The organism is Marinobacter sp. EVN1 (assembly GCF_000475375.1).
In the GTDB taxonomy this organism is placed as follows: domain Bacteria; phylum Pseudomonadota; class Gammaproteobacteria; order Pseudomonadales; family Oleiphilaceae; genus Marinobacter; species Marinobacter nauticus.
Window position 1 is genome coordinate 82,135 of record NZ_AXCB01000012.1, and the last position, 19,187, is coordinate 101,321.

Genomic DNA, 19,187 nt, shown 5'->3' on the forward strand with positions numbered 1-19,187 from the left:
GTTCCCGGATCAATACTTGCCGTAAGTGCCTTCTTTCAGCGCGTCGAAGAGGTTGGCGGCGGTGTGAATTTCGCCGTCGTACTCTACCTGTTCGTTGCCGCGCAGGGTCACTTTGCTGCCGTCGTCCAGGGTGAACTCATACATTGTGTTCTCAAGGTCTTTCTCTTTAACCAGTACGCCCTGGAACGCTTCCGGGTTGAAGCGGAAGGTGGTGCAGCCTTTCAGACCCTTGTCGTAGGCGTACAGGTAGATGTCCTTGAAATCCTGGTACGGGAATTCTGTAGGAACGTTAGCGGTTTTGGAAATGGAGGAATCTACCCATTTCTGTGCCGCAGCCTGGATGTCGACGTGTTGCGTGGGCGTTACGTCGTCGGACGTAGTGAAGTAGCTGGGCAGCTTCTTGTCTTCTTCATCGGAGAACGGCATGGCGCCCGGGTTCACCAGGTGGCGGTAGGCCAGCAGTTCGAAGCTGAATACGTCTACCTTCTCTTTGGTTTTACGGCCTTCACGAATGATGTTCCGGGCGTAGTGGTGAGAGAAGCTCGGTTCAATGCCGTTACTGGCGTTGTTGGCCAGGGACAGGCTGATGGTGCCGGTCGGGGCAATGGAGGTGTGGTGGGTGAAGCGGCCACCTTTCTCGGCCAGTTTGGCTACCAGCTCCGGCTCTACTTCGGCAATACGGCCCATGTAGGCACTGTACTTGGCGTGCAGTACCTTGCCTTTGACCTTGTCGCCCACCTTGATGCCGTCTTCGGCCAGTTTCGGGCACTTGGTCATCATCTTCGGCGTTACTTCAAACTCGTCGTCCATGATTGGCGCCGGGCCTTTCTCTTCGGCCAGGGCCAGGGACTGGCGCCAGCCTTCTACCGCCATTTCACGAACCACTTCTTCGGTGAACTTCACGGACTCGTCAGAGCCGTAAGGCATGCGCAGCATGGCGAGGGTGGAGCCCAGGCCCAGAATGCCCATACCGTGGCGACGCTTGTAGGTGATCTCATGGCGCTGTTCGCCCAGGGGCAGGCCGTTGATTTCGACTACGTTGTCCAGCATGCGGGTGAAGGTGCCCACCACTTTGCGGTACTTCTCGTAGTTGAAGCTCGCTTTCTCGGTGAACGGGTACTCAACGAACTTGGTGAGGTTCACGGAGCCCAGCAGGCAGCTGCCGTACGGGGGCAGGGGCTGCTCGCCACAGGGGTTGGTGGCGCGGATGTCTTCGCAGAACCAGTTGTTGTTCATCTGGTTGACCTTGTCGATCAGGATGAAACCTGGCTCGGCGTAGTCGTAGGTGCTGGTCATGATGGTGTCCCAGATGAACTGGGCTTTGACCGTTTTGTAGATGCGGCAGGCGACCTTGCCTTCGTTGTTCACCACGTAGCCTTCCTGTACCGGGAAGTCACGGTAGACGAACTGGCTGGCGTCGGTCAGGTCCAGGCCTTCGTCGTCGGCTTCTTTCTGGGTAACCGGGAAGGACAGGTGCCAGTCGTCGCCGTTGCGCACGGCTTCGATGAAGTCTTCGGTGATCAGCAGGGACAGGTTGAACTGGCGCAGGCGGCCGTCTTCACGCTTGGCCTGGATGAATTCGATCACGTCCGGGTGGTGTACGTCGAAGGTGGCCATCTGGGCACCGCGGCGGCCACCAGCGGAAGACACGGTGAAGCACATGCGGTCGAAGATATCCATGAACGACAGCGGGCCGGAGGTGGTGGCACCCGCGCCGGCGACATAGGCACCGCGTGGGCGCAGGGTCGAGAATTCGTAACCGATACCACAGCCGGCCTTGAGGGTGAGGCCCGCTTCGTGGTTTTTCTCCAGGATATCGTTCATGGAATCCTGGATGGTGCCGGATACGGTGCAGTTAATGGTGGAGGTGGCCGGCTTGTGGGCTTCGGCTCCGGCGTTGGAAGTAATGCGGCCGGCGGGGATGGCGCCGTTTTGCAGGGCCCACAGGAATTCCTTCATGTACTTGTCGCGTACATTCTTTTTCTCAACCTCGGCCAGGGCCTTGGCCACGCGCTCGTAGGTTGCGTTGATGTCTTTGTCGACAGGCTCGCCGGTCTTGGTCTTGAGCTGGTACTTGCTGCTCCAGATATCCAGCGAAGCTTCCTGCATGGGAATCGTTGTGATCACTGCCTGTGCCTTAGCGTTCATTGCCACCCTCGGTTTTCAGTATGTCTCATTTTTTGAAGACGCCATCCTCAGCGCCTTACCCCTGTGTGTTTCTGGTACTTCATGGGTTATCTGGCCAGCAGAATCACTATATATGGTGTCCGTGCCTGGCCGGGAAGACTGCCTTCCATAACCGGAATTCTGTGTTGATCACTGCAGCCAGCCTTGTGTCTGCTGGCATTTCTACTGCTTGACAATCAGTAGGTGTTGGCGTAGCTGACCCTATATATGGGCTTATTTTTTGGGAAGTATAACAGGATATAGTGTTCTGTGAATAAGAGAGCAACTATTGATTGGCGCCTGTGGGCAAAGAAAATCAATGGAAAAGTTCTTGAATCTGCGGGAAGCCGCGCCATTAACGGATTCTCTGCATGTCACTACATCTTGTGGTTAAAAAGTGTGCGCCTGAAAAGTTCTGGAATGCAGGTTTTTGTGACTTCTGCACGTATCCAAAAACGACGTGTCGGTAGAGTATGACAGTGGCGTCGTAATACTGCAGTGGCCCACAGGAAGTGATAACGACTATAAAAGGAAAAGAACAATGAAAGGCCTGAAACCTACCGTTCTTGCGCTGTGTATTGCCGGGGCGCCCCCTGCGGCCCTGGCGTTTCAACCGTTGGATGAAACCACGATGGGAAACATCACCGGCCAGGCGGGTGTGACCATTGAACTGGAGACCAAGCTGAACATTGATCGGTTTATCTACACCGATGAGGGGTCGCTTGAGATCAACAACATCTTCGTGGGCGGTACCAACCGGACCGACCTGTTTCCGGAACTGGGCGTTAACCTGATGGGCGGCGCTGCCCAGCAAACCGACCTGCTGGACAACATCCGCATTGAAATCGATGTGCTCAGTGACGGCGATGCCATCATCAACGTGCTGCCGCAGATGTTCGGTGCGGTGGATGTGCGGGTCTCCACCGACCAGTGGAATCTGGTTGGCACCACAGACTCCACCACCATCCTTGATAATTTCACCGCTGACATTCTGATGGGCGGCGCCAATATCGAGATTGATGCGGATACCGACGTGATGAACCTGCGCGCCGATATAGCGATTGATAACCTGGAGTTCGATGCACCGTTCCTGGCGGTGGGCATCCGGGATCTGCGCCTGACCGGTGATGCCTATGATCCGGTTCGCAACAAAAACATTCCGGACCTGTTCGCCAAGGTGGACCTCGATATCTACAAGGGCTCTAACAGCCTGGGTGTCGACAGCCTTGCGGTCGATATGGATTCGTTCCGCGCTGACATGACCATTGGCGGTGTGCTGGTGGGTGGTACGTCCATTGGCAGCATCTTTATGGACGACCTGGCCATTACCAATACCCAGATGGTGATCTACGGCCACTAAAATGGCTAAGTAGAAACAAAAACGGGGCCGCGTGGGCCCCGTTTTTGTCTGTCGGGTGTTTCAACCCAACAACAGACTGTCGTCGTCCACCTCCAGGCCGCGCTGTTTCTCGAACAGGCCCAGCAGGTCTTTCACTTCCAGTCCGTCCCGGTCCTTACCGGCAATATCGAATACCACCTGGCCCTGGTGCAGCATCACCGTACGGCTGCCGACTTCCAGTGCCTGTTTCATGCTGTGAGTGACCATCAGGGCGGTGAGCTTCTGCTCCTCGATGATCTGCTGGGTGAGTTCCAGCACGAAGTTGGCGGTTTTCGGGTCCAGTGCGGCAGTGTGCTCATCCAGCAGCAGTATGCTGGAGGGCGTCAGGCTGGCCATCAGCAGGCTGACGGCCTGGCGCTGGCCGCCCGAAAGCAGGCCCATTTTGTCACCCAGGCGGTTTTCCAGGCCCAGTTTCAGCGTGGCAAGGCTTTCCCGGAACTGCCCGAGATACTGCTTTTTCACCGCACTGGTCAGACCTCGGCTTTGGCCACGTTTGATGGCCAGTGCCAGGTTTTCTTCAATGGACAGGTTTTCGCAGGTGCCGGCCAAGGGGTCCTGGAACACCCGGGCAACCCGCGCCGCCCGTTTATGGGTGGGCAGCCGGGTAACGTCCAGGTTGTCGACGATAATCTGGCCGCTGTCCACCATGACTTCGCCGGCGAGGGCGTTCAGGAAGGTGGATTTTCCGGCGCCGTTGCTGCCGATGACCGTCACGAATTCGCCCTGGTTTACCGTCAGGCTCATGCCCCGAAGGGCCGGGTTTTCCAGCGGGGTGCCTTTGCCAAAGGTAAGCCGCAGATCGGTTGCGCTGATCATAGTGCCTCCTCAGGCCTTTTTGCTGGTGAAACGACTGGCGATCTTGGTGCGAACGCCAGGCAGTACGATGGCCAGGGTAACCAGAACCGCGGTAATCAGATTCAGATCCTGTGCCTGCAGGCCGAGGACATCGGCATTCAGGGCAAAGGCAATGGCCAGTCGGTAGATGATGGCGCCCACTACACACGCCAACAGGGCGCGTACCACGGTGGAGGGGGTGATAACGGCTTCACCGCCAATCAGTGAGGCGAGGCCGATCACGATTACGCCTACACCCATGGTGACGTCTGCTGCGCCCTGGCTCTGGGCAAACAGAGCACCGGCCAGACCCACCAGACCGTTGGACAGAGCAACCCCCAGTATGATCATGCCGCCGGTCGCAATGCCCTGGGCGCGAGCCATGCGGGCGTTGGCGCCAGTGGCGCGCATGGCCAGGCCAGTCTCGGATTTCATGAAACGCCACAACAGAATCAGGGACACAATAGCGACCAGGGTAAACAGCAACACCGGCACCTGATGGAAAGCCAGGCCCAGGTCGTACCAGGGAGTCAGTACCGTTTCTTCTGTGAGCAAGGCCACGTTCGGCCGGCCCATGATGCGCAGGTTCACGGAGTAGAGCGCGATCATGGTAAGGATGGAGGCCAGCAGGTTCAGAATGTTGAGTTTGACATTCAGGATGGCGGTTACGGCACCGGCGGCCATGCCGGCCAGTACCGCACAGCCAGTTGCCAGCCAGGGATTCCAGCCTTCAATAATCAACATGGCGGCAACGGCGGCGCCCAGGGGGAAGCTGCCATCCACCGTCAGGTCGGGGAAGTCGAGAACACGGAAAGAGAGATAGATACCAAAGGCAACCAGGCCGTAGATCAGGCCGGTTTCGAGAGCACCGTAGAATGCGATTTCACTGAGCATGGGTAGTTTTTCACCGTGAAAGAAAACGGGCGGGCCCTTTTGGGGTCCGCCCGTGTTGGTCAGGCGTTACTTGTCGTTTTTGACGACTTTGACGGCTTCCTGGATGAGGTCTTCGGGCAGAGTGACGCCCATGCGTTCGGCGGCCTCGGGGTTCACGTACAGATCCAGTTCTTCCATGGTTTCAACCGGCATGTCGGCTGTGCCGGCACCTTCCAGTACGCGTGCGACCATGGCGCCGGTCTGGCGGCCGTGGTTGTAATAGTTGAAGCCCAAAGCGGCTACCGCGCCACGCTCAACGGTGGCGGTGTCGGCAGCAAAAACCGGGATCTTGGCTCGTTCGCCAACGGAAATAACCGCTTCGGCGGCACTGATCACGGTGTTATCGGTGGTCAGGTAGATGGCGTCGGCCTTGCCTACCAGTGAGCGGGCTGCGCCCAGCACTTCAGAAGTCTTGGTGGCCGCACCTTTAACCAGCTCCAGACCGCGGGCCTGCAGGCGTTCTTCCAGCAGTTCAATCAGCGCGGCGGCGTTGGCTTCGCCAGGGTTGTAAACGGTGCCGATGCGCTTGGCGTCGGGCATTGCACGCTGCAGCATGTCCAGGTGCTTCTCGATGGGCAGCATATCGCTTACCCCGGTGATGTTGGCACCAGGGGCCTCCCAGCTTTGTACCAGTTTGGCGGCAACCGGATCAGTCACGGCAGAGAAGACCACGGGCACGTTACGGGCTGCAGCGGCAACGGTTTGTGCGGACGGTGTGGCAATGGCCACGATTACATCCGGGTTTTCACCCACAAACTTGCGGGCAATCTGAGAGGCAATGGCTGAGTTGCCCTGGGCACTTTCGTGCATCAGGCGCAGGTTTTCGCCTTCGCGATAGCCGCGCTCGGCCAGTTCGTCCTTAACGCCCTCATGTACGGCATCCAGTGCCGGGTGTTCAACAATCTGTGTGATGGCAACAACACGGGGGTCGTCCGCTTGAACCAGGCTTGCTGCGGCAAGCAGCGAGGCGCCGATCAGCGTGCGCAGGGATTTCTTGGCCATATGCCCATCTCCGAGTCAGTTACTGTTTTTTCCCGTGAAACCGGGGGCAAAAATTCAAGGTGCGCAAGTTTAACACAGCCATGCGGCAATCGGTGTAGGGGAAGGCGCAGTTTGTTGCGACGAGCGTTTGAGTGGTTGCAGATGCAAATTATTTTGCACGGATCACGTTTTGACGGGCTCTGGTGTGTTGAAATAGGCTACTAAAGTCTAATAATACGAGAACGCGAAAAAGCGAATCCGAAACTATAACGACAAATCAGGAAGGTCCATGGACACAACGAAAAAGCTCCCCCTGGATATGGTCTACCACTGGGAGGCCACCAGCCCTAATTCCCTTTATATGACGCAGCCCATTGGCGACGGTAAGGTGGTTGAGTACACCTGGGGCCGTGCCGTGGATGAGGCACGCCGGATGGCGGCGTACCTGAAATCCCTGAACCTGCCGGAGAAAAGCCGGATTGGTCTGATTTCCAAGAACTGCGCCCAGTGGGTGATGACAGACTGGGCCATCTGGATGGCAGGGCACATTTCCGTGCCGCTGTATCCCACCCTGAACGCCGATACCGTGAACTACATCCTCAACCACGCCGAGTGCGACGTGTTGTTCGTGGGTAAACTGGATGACTGGGACAGTATGAAATCCGGTGTGCCGGAATCGGTTCGCTGCATTTCCTATCCGCTGAGCCCGCCCAACGATTTCGAGACCTGGGACGACATTGTTGCCAAGTACCCGCCACTGGAAGGCAAAACCAGGCGTGATCCGGAAGAGTTGGCCACCATCGTGTACACCTCTGGCAGTACCGGTCGCCCGAAAGGCGTTATGCTCAGCTTCAATAACATGGCGTTCGCCGCTGCTGGCGGTATCGAGACTCTGGGCGTAGGGCCAGGTGAGCGCATGTTGTCCTACCTGCCGCTGGCTCATGTATTTGAGCGCACCTTTGTGGAGCTGGGCTCTTTGTATTCCGGCTTCCAGCTTTATTTTGCAGAGTCTCTGGACACCTTCGTTCAGGATCTTCAGCGGGCACGGCCAACGCTCTTCCTCTCGGTTCCGCGCCTGTGGGTGAAGTTCCAGCATGGTGTTTTGCAGAAAGTGCCCAAGCAGAAGCTGGATCGCCTGCTGAAGATTCCGGTAGTGAGCAAGCTGATCAAGAAGAAGGTGCTGAAAGGCCTGGGCCTGGACAAGGTGAAGCTGGCCGGTTCCGGTTCCGCACCGTTGTCCAACGATGTATTGGACTGGTACCGCAATCTCGGCCTGGAACTGCTGGAAGGTTATGGCATGTCCGAGAACTTTGCCTACTCTCACATGAACAAACCGGGCCGTACCCGCACCGGTTATGTCGGCGAAGCCCTGCCGGGCGTTGAAGTGAAGATCAGCGATCAGGGTGAGGTGCTGGTCAAGAGCCCGGCTACCATGATGGGGTATTACAAGGATGAGGAGAAAACTGCTGAAGCTTTCACCGAGGATGGCTTCCTGCGTACCGGTGACAAGGGCGAGATTGACGAGATGGGCCGTCTCAAGCTGACCGGCCGCATCAAGGAGATCTTCAAGACCAGCAAGGGCAAGTACATTGCGCCGGCGCCGATCGAGAACCGCCTGATGTCTCACGATGCCATCGAAATGGTGTGTGTGTCGGGTGCCAACCAGACCCAGCCCCACGCGTTGGTGGTTCTGGGTGAGGAGATTCGCCCGAAAGCTGCTGACGAGAGCTTCCGCAAGGAGTTGGAAGAAAGCTTCAAGCAGCTGATTCAGGACGTAAACAAAACTGTAGATCCCCACGAACAGTTGGCTTTCATTACGGTGGTCAGCGATGAGTGGTCCATCGAGAACAGCTTCCTGACGCCGACGCTCAAGCTTAAGCGTAACGTGGTGGAAGACGCCTATCAGGCGAAAGTGGACAGCTGGTACGCCAAGAAGCAGCCGGTTATCTGGCAGTAAAGGCGACGGCTTACACGGTAAGGACAAGAAGGCCCGGCAAACTGCCGGGCCTTCTTGTTTCTGGCGTTCCGATATTTCTGGCCGTCAGGCCATGGTTCTGGAATTGGAGATGGACCGGTTCATCAGAATGATGGGGATGATACCGGCGACCACAATGATCAGGGCGGGAAGGGCGCTGTGATAGAGCTGTTCGTCTGAGGCAAACTGGTACACGTAGGTGGCCAGGGTCTCGTAATTAAAGGGCCGAAGAATCAGGGTGGCCGGCAGTTCCTTCATGCAGTCGACAAACACTACCAGGGCGGCGGTGACCAGGGTTCCACGCAGCATCGGCAGGTGTACGTTGATCAGGGTTTTGCCCGGAGTGTGGCCCAGGGAGCGGGAGGCCATGTCCATGCTGGGGGTGATTTTCTGGAGGGCGCTCTCCACACTGCCGGCAGACACCGCCAGAAAACGCACGGTGTAGGCAAAAATCAGGGCAAAGGCCGTTCCACTCAGCAGCAGGCCGGTGCTCACGCCAAGATAATCCCGCATCAGGGAATCCAGCCAGTTATCGAAGCCGGCCAGTGGCACGATGACGCCCACGGCCAGCACTGCGCCGGGCATGGCGTAACCGAGACTGGATAGGCGCATCAGGATCTGCATGCCACGGGTGTTGTGCAGACGGCGGCTATAGGCCAGCGTAACGCCGATGATCAGGGTGGTGAGCGCTGCCGCGCTGGACAGGAACAGGCTGTTAAAAGTGTTTTGAATAAAATCCGGGTTCCAGCTGACATCAAAGTATTCCCAGGCGTAATAGCCCAGGGTGGCTCCGGGGATTATGAAGCCAAATATCAGTGGCACGGCGCAGACGACGACACAGATCATCTGGCGCGGGAAAGACATGGTGAAGCGATGAATCGGATCACGGTTGTCGCGGGCCGCGTATTGTTGCTGGCGGCGCCGTGAATAACGTTCCAGGGTTACCAGGATCACCACGAAAATGAGCATGGTGGTCGCGATCTGGGCCGCGCCGCCCAGATTACCCAGGTTCATCCAGGTATCGAACAGGCCGCGAGTGAGGGTTTGCACGGCAAAGAAATCGACGGTGCCGAAGTCGTTCAGGGTTTCCATCAGCACCAGGGACAGGCCCACGGCAATGGCTGGCCGGGCAATGGGCAGAACCACCCGAAAGAAAGTGCTCAGTGCGGAATGACCCAGGCTGCGGCTGACGGCAAACAGTGACGGTGATTGTTCAAGAAAGGCAGCTCGCCCCAGCAGGTACACATAGGGGTAGAGTACCAGGCCGATCATCAGGATGGCGCCTTCCAGGCTGCGGATTTCCGGAAACCAGTAATCGCTGGCGTTCTGCCAGCCAAACCACTCACGCAGGCCTCGCTGCACGGGACCGGCGTAATCCAGCAGGCTGGTGTAGACATAGGCAATCACGTAGGCCGGTACGGCAAAAGGCAGCAGCAGAGCCCATTCAAAGAATTTCCGGCCCGGGAACTCGCACATGGTCACGGCCCAGGCGGTGGCCAGTCCGATCAACAGGGTTAGTGCGCCCACACCGATCATCAACTTGATGGTGGTGGTCAGGTAGCGGGGCAGGGTGGTTTCAATCAGATGAGGCCAGATGTTCTCGTCCGGGAACAGGGCCAGGAAGATCACCGACAGTACTGGAAGCGCGACAATAGTGGTGGTAAGGACGGCGCTGATCAGCCACCGTTTTGAGGTGCGTTTTGCCAGTAGCGGTTGCGAGAGCCCCGGGTTTGCACTGGAAACGACCTCGGTCATGGTGATCCTGTTAGCGTAGTGGTGATGAGAAGTGTTGCGATTTTAGATAGTGCGTTGCTTCCCTGCAATGACTGCGGTCATGTTTGTGGCCAACAAAAAAGGGTGCCCTGGACAGGACACCCTTCGGTTTACCGGTTGGTGTGAGGCTGATCAGCCGTCATAGTCAACGCGGTCAACCAGCTTCACAGCCGCTTCGCGGTTGTTGGCGATTTCCTGCAGTGACAGATCGTCCGGGTTGATCTCACCCCACTCGGCTACCAGGCCAGAAGGCTTCACTTCCGGGTTCGCCGGGTACTCGGTGTTGGCTTCCGCGTAGATGCGCTGGGCTTCCGGTGAGGACAGGAATTCCATCAGCTTGATGGCATTGTCCTTGTTCGGCGCGCTCTTGGTGAGGGAAATGCCACTGATGTTTACGTGAGTGCCACGACCTTCGGCATTCGGGAATACCAGGTTAACCTGTTCGGCGATCGGGCGCTGGTTTTCGTCCATCAGCATGTTGCCGTAGTAGTAGCTGTTGCCAATGGAAATGTCGCAGACGCCTTCAGCGATGGCTTTGATCTGGTCGCGATCGCCACCCTGGGGTTTGCGTGCCAGGTTTTCTTTGACGCCTTGCAGCCACTCTTCGGTCTTCTCTTCACCGTGGTGGGCGATCATGGAGGAGATCAGGGCGATGTTGTACGGGTGCTTGCCGCTGCGGGTACAGATGCGGCCTTCCCACTTGTCATCAGCCAGTTGCTCGTATGTGGTGATCTCACCCTCTTCAACGCGATCTTTGGATGCGAAGATCAGGCGGCCACGAGTGGTCAGGGCGTACCACTTACCTTCCGGGTGGCGCAGGTTCTCCGGAATGTTCTCCTGCAGCGTGTCGGTCTCAACGCCGGCAACGAGGTCTTTCTCAACCAGTTCGTTGATGCGTGAAATGTCGACCGTCATCACCACGTCTGCCGGGCTGTTGCGGCCTTCACGCTCAAGGCGCTCGGCCAGACCCTGCTTGGCAAAGACAACGTTCGCTTCAATGCCGGTTTCTTCGGTGAAGGCGTTGAGCAGCGGTTCCAGCAGGTAAGCCTGACGGTAGGAGTAGATGTTGACCTCGCCGTCGGCAGAGGCAGACAGCGGCATGGCGGCCAGAGCGATGGCGGCAGTTGCGGCAAGTTTCATTCGCATAGTGGTGATCCTTTCTGTCGCGTTGCTAAAAGGTGAACGTTCGCCTGTAATCGAATGTGACAGGCAGTTAAAAACGACAACTATTCTCATTGCTAACCGCGAATGAGTCAATAACCCTTCGGGGATATTTTTCAGAAAATAGTGTTATGCTTCAGAACACTATAAGAAGGCAGCAAATGGCAGGGTTTCCGAGCATGGTCGGTAGTGATCGCAGAGAGCATAGCCGCACGGCAATGAGTGCAAAAGTGAAGTTGGTCCATGAACAGTTGGGAGAATTCGTCTTCTCTACCCGTGACATCTCAGACGGCGGCGTTTTCATCGTTGTGGGTGAACAGGTCTTCGAGCCCTTCTTGGGCGATTGCGTAAGCGTTCAGGTGCAGGGGCTTCCTGTGCCGGCCCCCATTCTGGATATGGTGGTGGTGCGTCGCACGGTTGACGGGTTCGGGTTGCAGTTTGCCGATACTGCCGAATAGTTGGCGGAAGAGAATTTCATGATGGAGATAATGGGCTCAGTTAAAAGGAAAGGTTTTGCCTGATGAGTTCACCTGCGTATTTCAGATTGATGGTCTCGGTGTTTGTTGTGCCGATGGCAATGCTATCAGGATGCGCCAGCTACTATACCCACTATGCCATGTTCCCCGCGGAGAATTCCGCGGGTGAAACCCGGCAGGTGCGGGTGAACTGGCAAAGCGCGGAGTATCCAGAGTGGTGGCCGGGCCGTAATCAGGCCACCACCATGAAACTGGAAACCCAGTGTAGTGAACGGGTCTGGCGTATTGCCGACAGCAGTCATGACAGTGCTGGTGATTGTGGTGATGGCATTCGTGCTTGTGGAGACCCCTCGCTGGATGTCTTGGCGGCAACAGGTTCGCCAGCCACAGGGCAGTCTTCCTGTCTCACGGTAAAAACGCCGCAGGGAGGAGGCCGGGTGGCCGATGTCGGCAGCCGCTTTGAGCTTCTGGTTTCCTGCCACCCTGCGAGGGCAACCCTGATGAAGGGTGGCGAAGAGGTGAATGTTGATTACATTCGTCCGTCTGCAGTCGCCTATACGGTTTATGCCAGGAAGGTGCCCCGGGGCTCTTTGAATGCGCGTCTGCCGGATTTTGACGAGACTCAGTGCCTGGAAGATTGAAGTCTGTCTGCTTTTTCCTGTGAGCTTGGTCACAGTGATACATTTCGTTGCCGAGTGAAAATCTGAGTTACGACTTGTTGCGCTTTGGTGACGGTTCGCTACCAAATAGTAATGGTGTCTTGCCGTTAACGTGGCAAACTGGGAACTGTCTAAGAATCCCTGTTCCTGAGGTGTCTAGTGGGCGTTCGTCAGAAAAAAATTGCGGCACATGATCTTGAGATCGGCATGTTCGTGTCTGATCTTGATCGCCCCTGGCATCAAACACCGTTTCCCATCCAGGGCTTTTACCTCCGTTCCGAAAACGATCTGAAAGCCGTTGTCTCCCACTGTAAGTGGGTGATGGTCGATGTGGCGGAAACCCGCGAGGAAATCACCCTCGGGCCAGACAAGGTTCGCCCTTTTGCCCGACGTTCCAACGCCCGGTCCGGTGGTCGTGAGCAATTGCAGCTGGCGCCACTTAGTATTCGCGAACCGGTTGCCTACAAGAACGAAGTGCCTCTCCGAAAAGAGCTCAAAGTATCCCGCAAACTTCTCAGTGATGCGGAACTGGCATTAAGCCGTATGTTCGAGACCATCCAGGATGACCAGATGCCGGATTTGCGCCCGGCTGCGGAGGTCACCCGCCGCATGGTAGAGAGCGTCGTTCGCCAGCCGAACGCGCTTTTGTGGTTGAGCCGCACCCGCCAGTATGATGATTTTGTGTATCGGCATGCCCTGAATACCGCAGTATGGGCCCTGGTGTGTGGCCGGCAGCTAGGATTGAACGAAGGGCTCCTGAACCATCTGGGAGTGGGGTGTCTTTTGTCGCAGGTGGGTAAGACCGCATTGCCTAAAGAGATGCTGGCCCGAGAGCACCGTCTATCCACTGAAGAATACGCGACTTATCGCACCTATGTCGAACGTGGTTGTCAGATGCTGGAAGCCGCGGGTCTCTCCAGAGCCGTTATGAGCGTAGTTCAGGGGCACCGCGAGCGGCACAATGGTTCCGGCTTTCCACAGGGAATTCGTGGCGACCGTATCCCGCTGCTGGCAAAAGTTGCAGGTATTGCAGAATTCTTCGAGTCGTTGATTGCGCCCAGGGATGATCAGGATCCCATGACACCGGCAAAAGCGGTATCGCTGTTGTACGATATGCGCAACATCGAATTTCAGGAAGATCTTGTTGAGGCTTTTATCCAGGGTGTGGGCGTGTATCCGACCGGTACTCTGGTGGAGCTTTCTGATGGCCAGCGTGGCATTGTGGTATCCCATTCACCGGGAAGGAGGCTGTGGCCCAGCGTGATGGTCATGCAGGACGCCGAGCATCGGCCGCTGAAATCCGCAAAGATTGTTGATCTGGCCCGGCACAATGAGTCCCGAGGCGCCTCGGAGTTACTGACCGTGCGCGAGTGTTTGCCCCATGGCACCGAGGGCCTGGACCCGGCTGGCTACGATGTAACAGGTGCCGAGTCCCGTTGGTCCCTGGGTAAACTGATTAATCGATAAGTATGCGTATCTGCTTGCGCACCCAGCGATAGGTGCCCTCCGGCCGGAAGTTCACCAGAATTTCTGATTCACCGCCTGTGGGGCCGTCGACCACGTACTCCACTTCTGCCTCTTGCCAGCTTTCGGCGTTAACATAAACGTCGGTTGGGCGTGTGCTTTGAGCTTGCAGCTGGGCTAGTTGAGCGTCCCCCCTGATCTTTTTGACTTTCACGGACTTGATGCTGGTGTCGCCGGCGGCGTGTGTGGCGTCTTCCGGTGACAGGTAGTACTGCCTTGATAACTTCCGGGTTATAGCGGCGAGCTCTCTGCGAAGGTAATTGCGGGCCTGTTCGTTGTCGAATTCATCCATGTTGCGCACAGACTGGAGAATTCGTTCCCGGAGCGCCTCCAGATCTTCCTTGTAGTCGATATCAGGATCCAGCTCACCATCTACAGGGCGGTCATCGGCGTTGTCGATTTCCTCCTGGGTTGGCGGCTCACCGCACAGTGGGTCGTCTTTCGGGTGGAAGCAGATCTCCGCCAGGATCTGGTTGGCCGGCGAATTCTCGGCGGTAAACTCGCCGATGCTGACATTGAAATCTATGGTGTTCGGCAGGTTAGGATCATCAAGCGCCTGGTTGAGCTGGTTGATGACTCGCTCGCGGATGTCGATGCCCTCGTCGTCGTCTACGTTCTCGGTCCAGTTCAGGGCCAGAAGGAAGCGGGACAGGTTCATCAGTGTGTTGTTCTCAAACAATAGCTGTTCACGGACCTGGTGGCTGTTCAGTCCTTCATCGTCAACGGCCGGGGTTTGCAGGGCCGCGCGGGTGTCTTCCTGAAATTCCAGGAAGGTCACGTATTCCCTTGCCGGAATCCCCTCTGCGATAGGGAGATTGCCTACTTTGACCGAGATTGTCTCGCCGGGGTAATAGCGGAACTCGCCACGGGTGTTGGTCTTTCCGGACTGACTGGCAGTCTGGTAGGTCAGCCCACCAACGCCCTGGAAATGAATTTGCCCGGTGCGGGTATCGTCGGATCCGGAGCTGCTGCCACTATCGAAGCAGCCGGTCAGGGCGATGGCTGCAGAGAGTGGCAGAATAAAGCGGGTGAGGTGAACGAGTTTCATGGCGTTTCGTACAATCCCTTCGCGTTGACTTGGAGCATCCGGTGGCCGGTGTCCGATTTGTAAGTTGTTGTAACTGCATTATAGGGATGGCACTTCGGCTATATCGGGAATCCTGTCGCAGTTTGAGGGTTTGGGACACCTGGCTTTAATTGGCTTCGTCCCTTGAATTTTCGGGCGTTGCCTCAATCAAATAGCTCTCTATCTTTTTAGCTCCTCTGGAGCCAGGTTTCTGAACAACGGTGGGGTGTATGACCTACGCACTGGACATTGAAGGGCTGACCAAGAACTACAGCGATGGTTTTCAGGCCCTCAAAGGCATTGATCTGCACGTTCGGGAAGGCGATTTTTTCGCCTTGCTGGGCCCAAACGGGGCCGGCAAGTCGACCACTCTTGGGATTGTTTCCTCTCTGGTAAACAAGTCGGGCGGCAAGGTCAGAGTGTTCGGCCATGATATCGATACAGACCTCTCAAGCGCCAAGCTCTCCCTGGGTGTGGTTCCACAGGAATTCAATTTTAACCAGTTCGAGAAGGTGGAAGATATCGTCACCACGCAGGCTGGTTATTACGGCATACCCCTGAAAACCGCACGGGTGTCTGCGGAGAAGTATCTGAAGAAGCTCGGGCTCTGGGACAAGCGCAACACACCGGCCAGGATGTTGTCCGGTGGTATGAAACGCCGCCTGATGATCGCCCGGGCACTGGTACATGAGCCCAGATTGTTGATTCTTGATGAGCCGACGGCCGGTGTGGATATCGAATTGCGTCGCTCCATGTGGCAATTCCTGGAGGAGATGAATCGTCAGGGGACTACCATCATTCTGACCACCCACTATCTGGAGGAGGCGGAAGCCCTGTGCCGCAACATTGCCATTATTGATCATGGGGAAATCATCCGGCACACCAGCAAGCGGGAACTGCTGCAACAGCTCAGTGTAGAAACCTTTGTGCTGGATACCGAGCAGCCGTTAGAAAAAGCCCCTGAGCTGACTGCATTCAAAGCCAGTCTGGATGACGATGGTGCGCTCGAGGTGGAAGTTGCCAAGGGACAGGGTTTGAACGCTCTGTTTATCGAGCTGGAGAATCTGGGTATTCGTGTGCTGAGCATGCGAACCAAGGCCAACCGGCTGGAAGAGCTGTTCGTTCGCATGGTTGAGGAGAATGCCCGGGAGGCAGAGAAAGCCAGCGAGGTGACAGCATGACACCACAAGCACTGTGGACAGCCTTTACAACCATCGTTACCCGCGAGGTTCGGCGCTTTACGCGGATCTGGCCGCAGACGCTGTTGCCGCCGGCCGTCACGATGACGCTGTATTTTATTATTTTTGGCAACCTGATTGGTTCCCGCATCGGTGAAATGGGCGGCTACGACTATATGCAGTTCATTGTGCCGGGCCTGATCATGATGGCGGTCATCACCAATTCCTACTCCAATGTGGTGTCGTCGTTTTTCTCTATGAAGTTCCAGCGCAGTATTGAGGAATTGCTGGTGTCGCCGGTGCCGAACTGGACCATCCTGGCGGGCTATGTGGCTGGTGGTATGGCCCGGGGTCTGAGTATCGGCCTGATCGTCACCTTGCTGTCGCTGGCATTCACTCAGTTAAGTATCCATAACCTGCTGATGGTGGTTATCACGGTGATTCTCACATCGGCATTGTTCTCTCTGGGCGGCTTCATCAACGCCATGCTGGCGACCAAGTTTGATGACATTTCCATCGTCCCGACCTTTGTGCTTACTCCGCTAACGTACCTTGGGGGTGTGTTCTACAGCATCGACATGCTGCCGTCGTTCTGGCAGGGCGTGTCCATGGCGAATCCGATCCTGTATATGGTTAACGGTTTTCGCTTCGGCATACTGGGTGTTTCGGACGTTAATCCGTTCGTGTCTCTTGGTATGATTCTGGTTTTCATCGTCTTGCTGGCGGCGGTAGCCTTGCGCATGCTTGCCCGTGGCAAGGGCATTCGACACTGATTAAATTCCGGAACTGATATGGCTCTTGATAACGCGCCACTGGGCAAGTCCAGTGAATACCCTGATCAGTATGATCCGTCTCTGCTGTTCCCGGTGGCTCGGGAAGAAAACCGCCGGCGAATCGGCCTGGACGATGGTCGCTGGCCCTGGTTTGGCGAGGACATGTGGCAGGCGTGGGAAATCTCCTGGCTGAAGCCTGGCGGTTTACCGGCCGTGGCCTGGGGAGAAATCCGGTTTCCTGCGGCATCGCCTGCCATTATTGAGAGCAAATCCCTGAAGTTGTACCTGAACTCTCTGAATCAGGCGGTGTTCTCGTCTCCGGATCAAGTGGCCGAGACCATTACCCAGGATCTTTCGAGTGCCTGTGGCGCGGCGGTGGATGTGACACTTCTGAGTGTGGATGACTCAGCGCCTGCAATCGGCCGGCCCGAAGGATACGAGTTGATCGATGATGAAACGCTAGAGCAGGTGGCCTACGACTATGCGCCTGAGTCGCTGACAACCAGCGAGCCGGTGGTCAGTGAAGGCTTGTGTTCACATCTTCTGAAAAGCAACTGTCCAGTGACCGGCCAACCCGACTGGGCCACGGTATTGATTCGCTATTCCGGGAGGAAGATTGATCGGGCAGGGTTGCTGCGCTATATCGTGAGCTTCCGTCAGAAACAGGATTTTCACGAACATTGTGTTGAAACCATCTTTACTGACTTGATGGCGAGGTGTCAGCCAGAATCCTTGATGGTGTGCGCCCGTTACACCCGGCGTGGTGGCCTGGATATCAACCCCTGGCGCAGCACGTGTGCTGAAGATGGTCCGGGGCCGCGGTTGGTTAGGCAGTAGCAGGCTCGGCTATTCGGTATCGTCTTCCTGACGCAGTCGGTCGGCTGCGTCTTCGAGGGCGCTGAGTATGGCTTTGCGCTCCCGTTCGGTGACCTTATCGGAATCCAGGTACATGGCAAAGCCGCTGTGTTCGTGTTCCAGGAAGCTACGGTGAGGCCCCATGTCGCGCCGGAAATCCACCACCTCGTAGATGGGCACCGGCTTGCCAAAGCCTTTTACGGTAATCTCGCCCTTGTCCCGGCACATAATGCGGTCTTTGATCAGCGAGAAGGTCTCATACGACACCAGAATCTCGCCTGGTTCCGCCAGGGACTCCAGTCGGCTGGCGAGGTTCACTTCCTTGCCGATAATGGTGTAATCCATCCGGTTTTCGGCGCCGAAGTTACCAACCGTGGTATAGCCGGTACTGATGCCCATGCGGATTTCCAGGGGCGTCTTGATGCCCTGGCTGCGCCATTTCTGGCGCATGATCTTCATGTGTTTGCGCATCTCGATGGCCATGGACACACACGAGAACGCATCTTCTTTCTGGCCGCGACTGGTCGGATCGCCAAAGAACACCATGATGGAATCGCCGACAAACTTGTCGATGGTGCCGCCGTATTTCAGGGCGACCTCTGACATTTCGTTGAAGTAGTGATTCAGAAGCTCGGTAAGGGCTTCCGGCTCCATCTCCTCCGACAGTTCAGTAAAGCCTTTTATGTCTGAGAAAAACACTGCGAGTTTCTTGCGCTGGGTTTCAAGCCGAACATCCCGTTCCCCGGTAAAGATGGACTGCCAGACCTGAGGCGACAGGTATTTCGAGAGCTTGTGGGACAGGGCGATGGACTGTTCCCGCTGGTTCTGAATCTGGGTCTTTGCCAGCAGCAGGGCCCGGGCCTGTTGGTGTGAGTAATAGGCGGTAACGCAGATGTACGTGCCTGTGGCCAAAATGGCGACGATGCTGGTGAGCAGGGGGGCTTCCAGATCGGCGGCGGTGCCGGTTGCCGCCACTGTGGCGGCCATGGCGGCAGACATGAGCGCTGTGCCGAACAACCATTGCCTGACGCCGCCCACGATCAGACAGCTGAACATCAGCATCAGGACAACCGATACCGACGGAATGGCGATTAATCCGATCAAACCAATAAAGCTGCCTCCGATTATGCAGTCGAGGAACAGCATTTTTTGCCGAATCCGGGCTGAACGTCGCAGGAAGGTTCGCCGTGTAAGCACGTGCGCGAGATGTGGCCAGATCAGAGCGCCAGCCACCATCCAGAGAAGCAATTGGGGAAACATATCCTGAAGGACACCCGTGACAATAATGGCGGCAGTGGCGGTGTAGGCCAGTATCCGACCGTTGTAATCGGGCATCGGTGGAATCGCCACCGTGTGGTCGTAGATGTCGCCTTGCCCCAGCTTGCCGGTATTGCCGGTTATGCTGCGTAATTCAGCGGGTGCGCTCATCATTTT

The 19,187-nt window shown here is 56.6% G+C and carries 17 protein-coding genes; 9 read left to right on the forward strand and 8 right to left on the reverse strand.

Annotated features, from left to right (window positions below; genetic code table 11):
* Positions 1–9: 9 nt before the first annotated feature.
* On the reverse strand, positions 10–2,148 hold the full coding sequence (locus Q674_RS25465) for an adenosylcobalamin-dependent ribonucleoside-diphosphate reductase (RefSeq protein WP_014421772.1): 2,139 nt from the start codon (positions 2,146–2,148) through the stop codon (positions 10–12).
* 288 nt (positions 2,149–2,436) lie between these two features.
* Between Q674_RS25465 and Q674_RS41040 the strand changes: the two genes are divergently transcribed.
* Positions 2,437–2,643: a hypothetical protein gene (locus tag Q674_RS41040; protein ID WP_147232538.1), complete on the forward strand. Its 207-nt coding sequence runs from the start codon at positions 2,437–2,439 to the stop codon at positions 2,641–2,643.
* Between the two features lie 64 nt (positions 2,644–2,707).
* Positions 2,708–3,526, forward strand: a complete 819-nt coding sequence (locus Q674_RS25470) for a DUF6160 family protein (RefSeq protein WP_023008182.1) — start codon at positions 2,708–2,710, stop codon at positions 3,524–3,526.
* 60 nt (positions 3,527–3,586) lie between these two features.
* Here Q674_RS25470 and Q674_RS25475 read toward each other — a convergent pair whose 3' ends face one another.
* From Q674_RS25475 to Q674_RS25485, 3 genes are all read right to left on the reverse strand, one after another.
* A complete protein-coding gene (locus Q674_RS25475; protein WP_011784596.1) occupies positions 3,587–4,381 on the reverse strand; it encodes an ABC transporter ATP-binding protein in 795 nt (264 codons plus the stop codon).
* A gap of 9 nt (positions 4,382–4,390) precedes the next feature.
* Positions 4,391–5,293: an ABC transporter permease gene (locus Q674_RS25480; RefSeq protein ID WP_014421769.1), complete on the reverse strand. Its 903-nt coding sequence runs from the start codon at positions 5,291–5,293 to the stop codon at positions 4,391–4,393.
* 66 nt (positions 5,294–5,359) lie between these two features.
* Entirely contained in the window at positions 5,360–6,334 is a 975-nt protein-coding gene (locus Q674_RS25485; protein WP_014421768.1) for an ABC transporter substrate-binding protein, read from the reverse strand.
* 268 nt (positions 6,335–6,602) lie between these two features.
* Between Q674_RS25485 and Q674_RS25490 the strand changes: the two genes are divergently transcribed.
* Positions 6,603–8,270 (forward strand): AMP-binding protein, encoded by a 1,668-nt coding sequence (locus tag Q674_RS25490; protein ID WP_023008183.1) that lies wholly within the window; start codon positions 6,603–6,605, stop codon positions 8,268–8,270.
* Between the two features lie 84 nt (positions 8,271–8,354).
* On the opposite strand, the gene Q674_RS25495 is transcribed toward Q674_RS25490, so the two are convergent.
* Complete coding sequence (locus Q674_RS25495) at positions 8,355–10,043, reverse strand: ABC transporter permease (protein WP_023008184.1); 1,689 nt, start codon at positions 10,041–10,043, stop codon at positions 8,355–8,357.
* 150 nt (positions 10,044–10,193) lie between these two features.
* Positions 10,194–11,207, reverse strand: coding sequence for a Fe(3+) ABC transporter substrate-binding protein (locus tag Q674_RS25500; protein WP_014421765.1), 1,014 nt, complete (start codon positions 11,205–11,207; stop codon positions 10,194–10,196).
* Between the two features lie 194 nt (positions 11,208–11,401).
* Between Q674_RS25500 and Q674_RS25505 the strand changes: the two genes are divergently transcribed.
* The 3 genes from Q674_RS25505 to Q674_RS25515 all read left to right on the forward strand — a co-directional run bounded on the left by Q674_RS25505 (position 11,402) and on the right by Q674_RS25515 (position 13,824).
* The gene (locus Q674_RS25505) at positions 11,402–11,680 is read left to right on the forward strand and encodes a PilZ domain-containing protein (RefSeq protein ID WP_031209819.1); all 279 of its coding nucleotides are present in this window, start codon (positions 11,402–11,404) and stop codon (positions 11,678–11,680) included.
* A 62-nt stretch (positions 11,681–11,742) separates the two neighbouring features.
* Complete coding sequence (locus tag Q674_RS25510; protein ID WP_023008186.1) at positions 11,743–12,339, forward strand: hypothetical protein; 597 nt, start codon at positions 11,743–11,745, stop codon at positions 12,337–12,339.
* 177 nt (positions 12,340–12,516) lie between these two features.
* Entirely contained in the window at positions 12,517–13,824 is a 1,308-nt protein-coding gene (locus tag Q674_RS25515) for an HD-GYP domain-containing protein (RefSeq protein ID WP_023008187.1), read from the forward strand.
* Here Q674_RS25515 and Q674_RS25520 read toward each other — a convergent pair.
* On the reverse strand, positions 13,814–14,929 hold the full coding sequence (locus tag Q674_RS25520) for a hypothetical protein (protein ID WP_023008188.1): 1,116 nt from the start codon (positions 14,927–14,929) through the stop codon (positions 13,814–13,816). The two genes, Q674_RS25515 and Q674_RS25520, sit on opposite strands and share 11 nt — an antisense overlap.
* A gap of 248 nt (positions 14,930–15,177) precedes the next feature.
* Here Q674_RS25520 and Q674_RS25525 point away from each other — a divergent pair, with 248 nt between their 5' ends.
* The 3 genes from Q674_RS25525 to queF are packed head-to-tail and all read left to right on the forward strand — an operon-like array spanning position 15,178 to position 17,735.
* On the forward strand, positions 15,178–16,128 hold the full coding sequence (locus tag Q674_RS25525; protein WP_014421760.1) for an ABC transporter ATP-binding protein: 951 nt from the start codon (positions 15,178–15,180) through the stop codon (positions 16,126–16,128).
* Positions 16,125–16,898: an ABC transporter permease gene (locus Q674_RS25530; RefSeq protein WP_011784607.1), complete on the forward strand. Its 774-nt coding sequence runs from the start codon at positions 16,125–16,127 to the stop codon at positions 16,896–16,898. The genes Q674_RS25525 and Q674_RS25530 overlap by 4 nt, the downstream gene beginning before the upstream one ends.
* An 18-nt stretch (positions 16,899–16,916) precedes the next feature.
* A complete protein-coding gene (gene queF / locus Q674_RS25535; RefSeq protein WP_023008189.1) occupies positions 16,917–17,735 on the forward strand; it encodes an NADPH-dependent 7-cyano-7-deazaguanine reductase QueF in 819 nt (272 codons plus the stop codon).
* A 9-nt stretch (positions 17,736–17,744) separates the two neighbouring features.
* Here the strand turns inward: queF and Q674_RS25540 are convergent, their stop codons facing one another.
* Positions 17,745–19,184, reverse strand: coding sequence for an adenylate/guanylate cyclase domain-containing protein (locus Q674_RS25540; protein WP_023008190.1), 1,440 nt, complete (start codon positions 19,182–19,184; stop codon positions 17,745–17,747).
* Positions 19,185–19,187: the final 3 nt, after the last annotated feature.

Bases quoted from the DNA above. Each gene is read 5' to 3' on its own strand.
- Q674_RS25465 (WP_014421772.1), bottom strand. From the start codon at position 2,148: ATGAACGCTAAGGCACAGGCAGTGATCACAACGATTCCCATGCAGGAA.
- Q674_RS25470 (WP_023008182.1), top strand. From the start codon at position 2,708: ATGAAAGGCCTGAAACCTACCGTTCTTGCGCTGTGTATTGCCGGGGCG.
- Q674_RS25475 (WP_011784596.1), bottom strand. From the start codon at position 4,381: ATGATCAGCGCAACCGATCTGCGGCTTACCTTTGGCAAAGGCACCCCG.
- Q674_RS25480 (WP_014421769.1), bottom strand. From the start codon at position 5,293: ATGCTCAGTGAAATCGCATTCTACGGTGCTCTCGAAACCGGCCTGATC.
- Q674_RS25485 (WP_014421768.1), bottom strand. From the start codon at position 6,334: ATGGCCAAGAAATCCCTGCGCACGCTGATCGGCGCCTCGCTGCTTGCC.
- Q674_RS25490 (WP_023008183.1), top strand. From the start codon at position 6,603: ATGGACACAACGAAAAAGCTCCCCCTGGATATGGTCTACCACTGGGAG.
- Q674_RS25495 (WP_023008184.1), bottom strand. From the start codon at position 10,043: ATGACCGAGGTCGTTTCCAGTGCAAACCCGGGGCTCTCGCAACCGCTA.
- Q674_RS25500 (WP_014421765.1), bottom strand. From the start codon at position 11,207: ATGCGAATGAAACTTGCCGCAACTGCCGCCATCGCTCTGGCCGCCATG.
- Q674_RS25505 (WP_031209819.1), top strand. From the start codon at position 11,402: ATGGTCGGTAGTGATCGCAGAGAGCATAGCCGCACGGCAATGAGTGCA.
- Q674_RS25510 (WP_023008186.1), top strand. From the start codon at position 11,743: ATGAGTTCACCTGCGTATTTCAGATTGATGGTCTCGGTGTTTGTTGTG.
- Q674_RS25520 (WP_023008188.1), bottom strand. From the start codon at position 14,929: ATGAAACTCGTTCACCTCACCCGCTTTATTCTGCCACTCTCTGCAGCC.
- Q674_RS25525 (WP_014421760.1), top strand. From the start codon at position 15,178: ATGACCTACGCACTGGACATTGAAGGGCTGACCAAGAACTACAGCGAT.
- Q674_RS25530 (WP_011784607.1), top strand. From the start codon at position 16,125: ATGACACCACAAGCACTGTGGACAGCCTTTACAACCATCGTTACCCGC.
- queF (WP_023008189.1), top strand. From the start codon at position 16,917: ATGGCTCTTGATAACGCGCCACTGGGCAAGTCCAGTGAATACCCTGAT.
- Q674_RS25540 (WP_023008190.1), bottom strand. From the start codon at position 19,184: ATGATGAGCGCACCCGCTGAATTACGCAGCATAACCGGCAATACCGGC.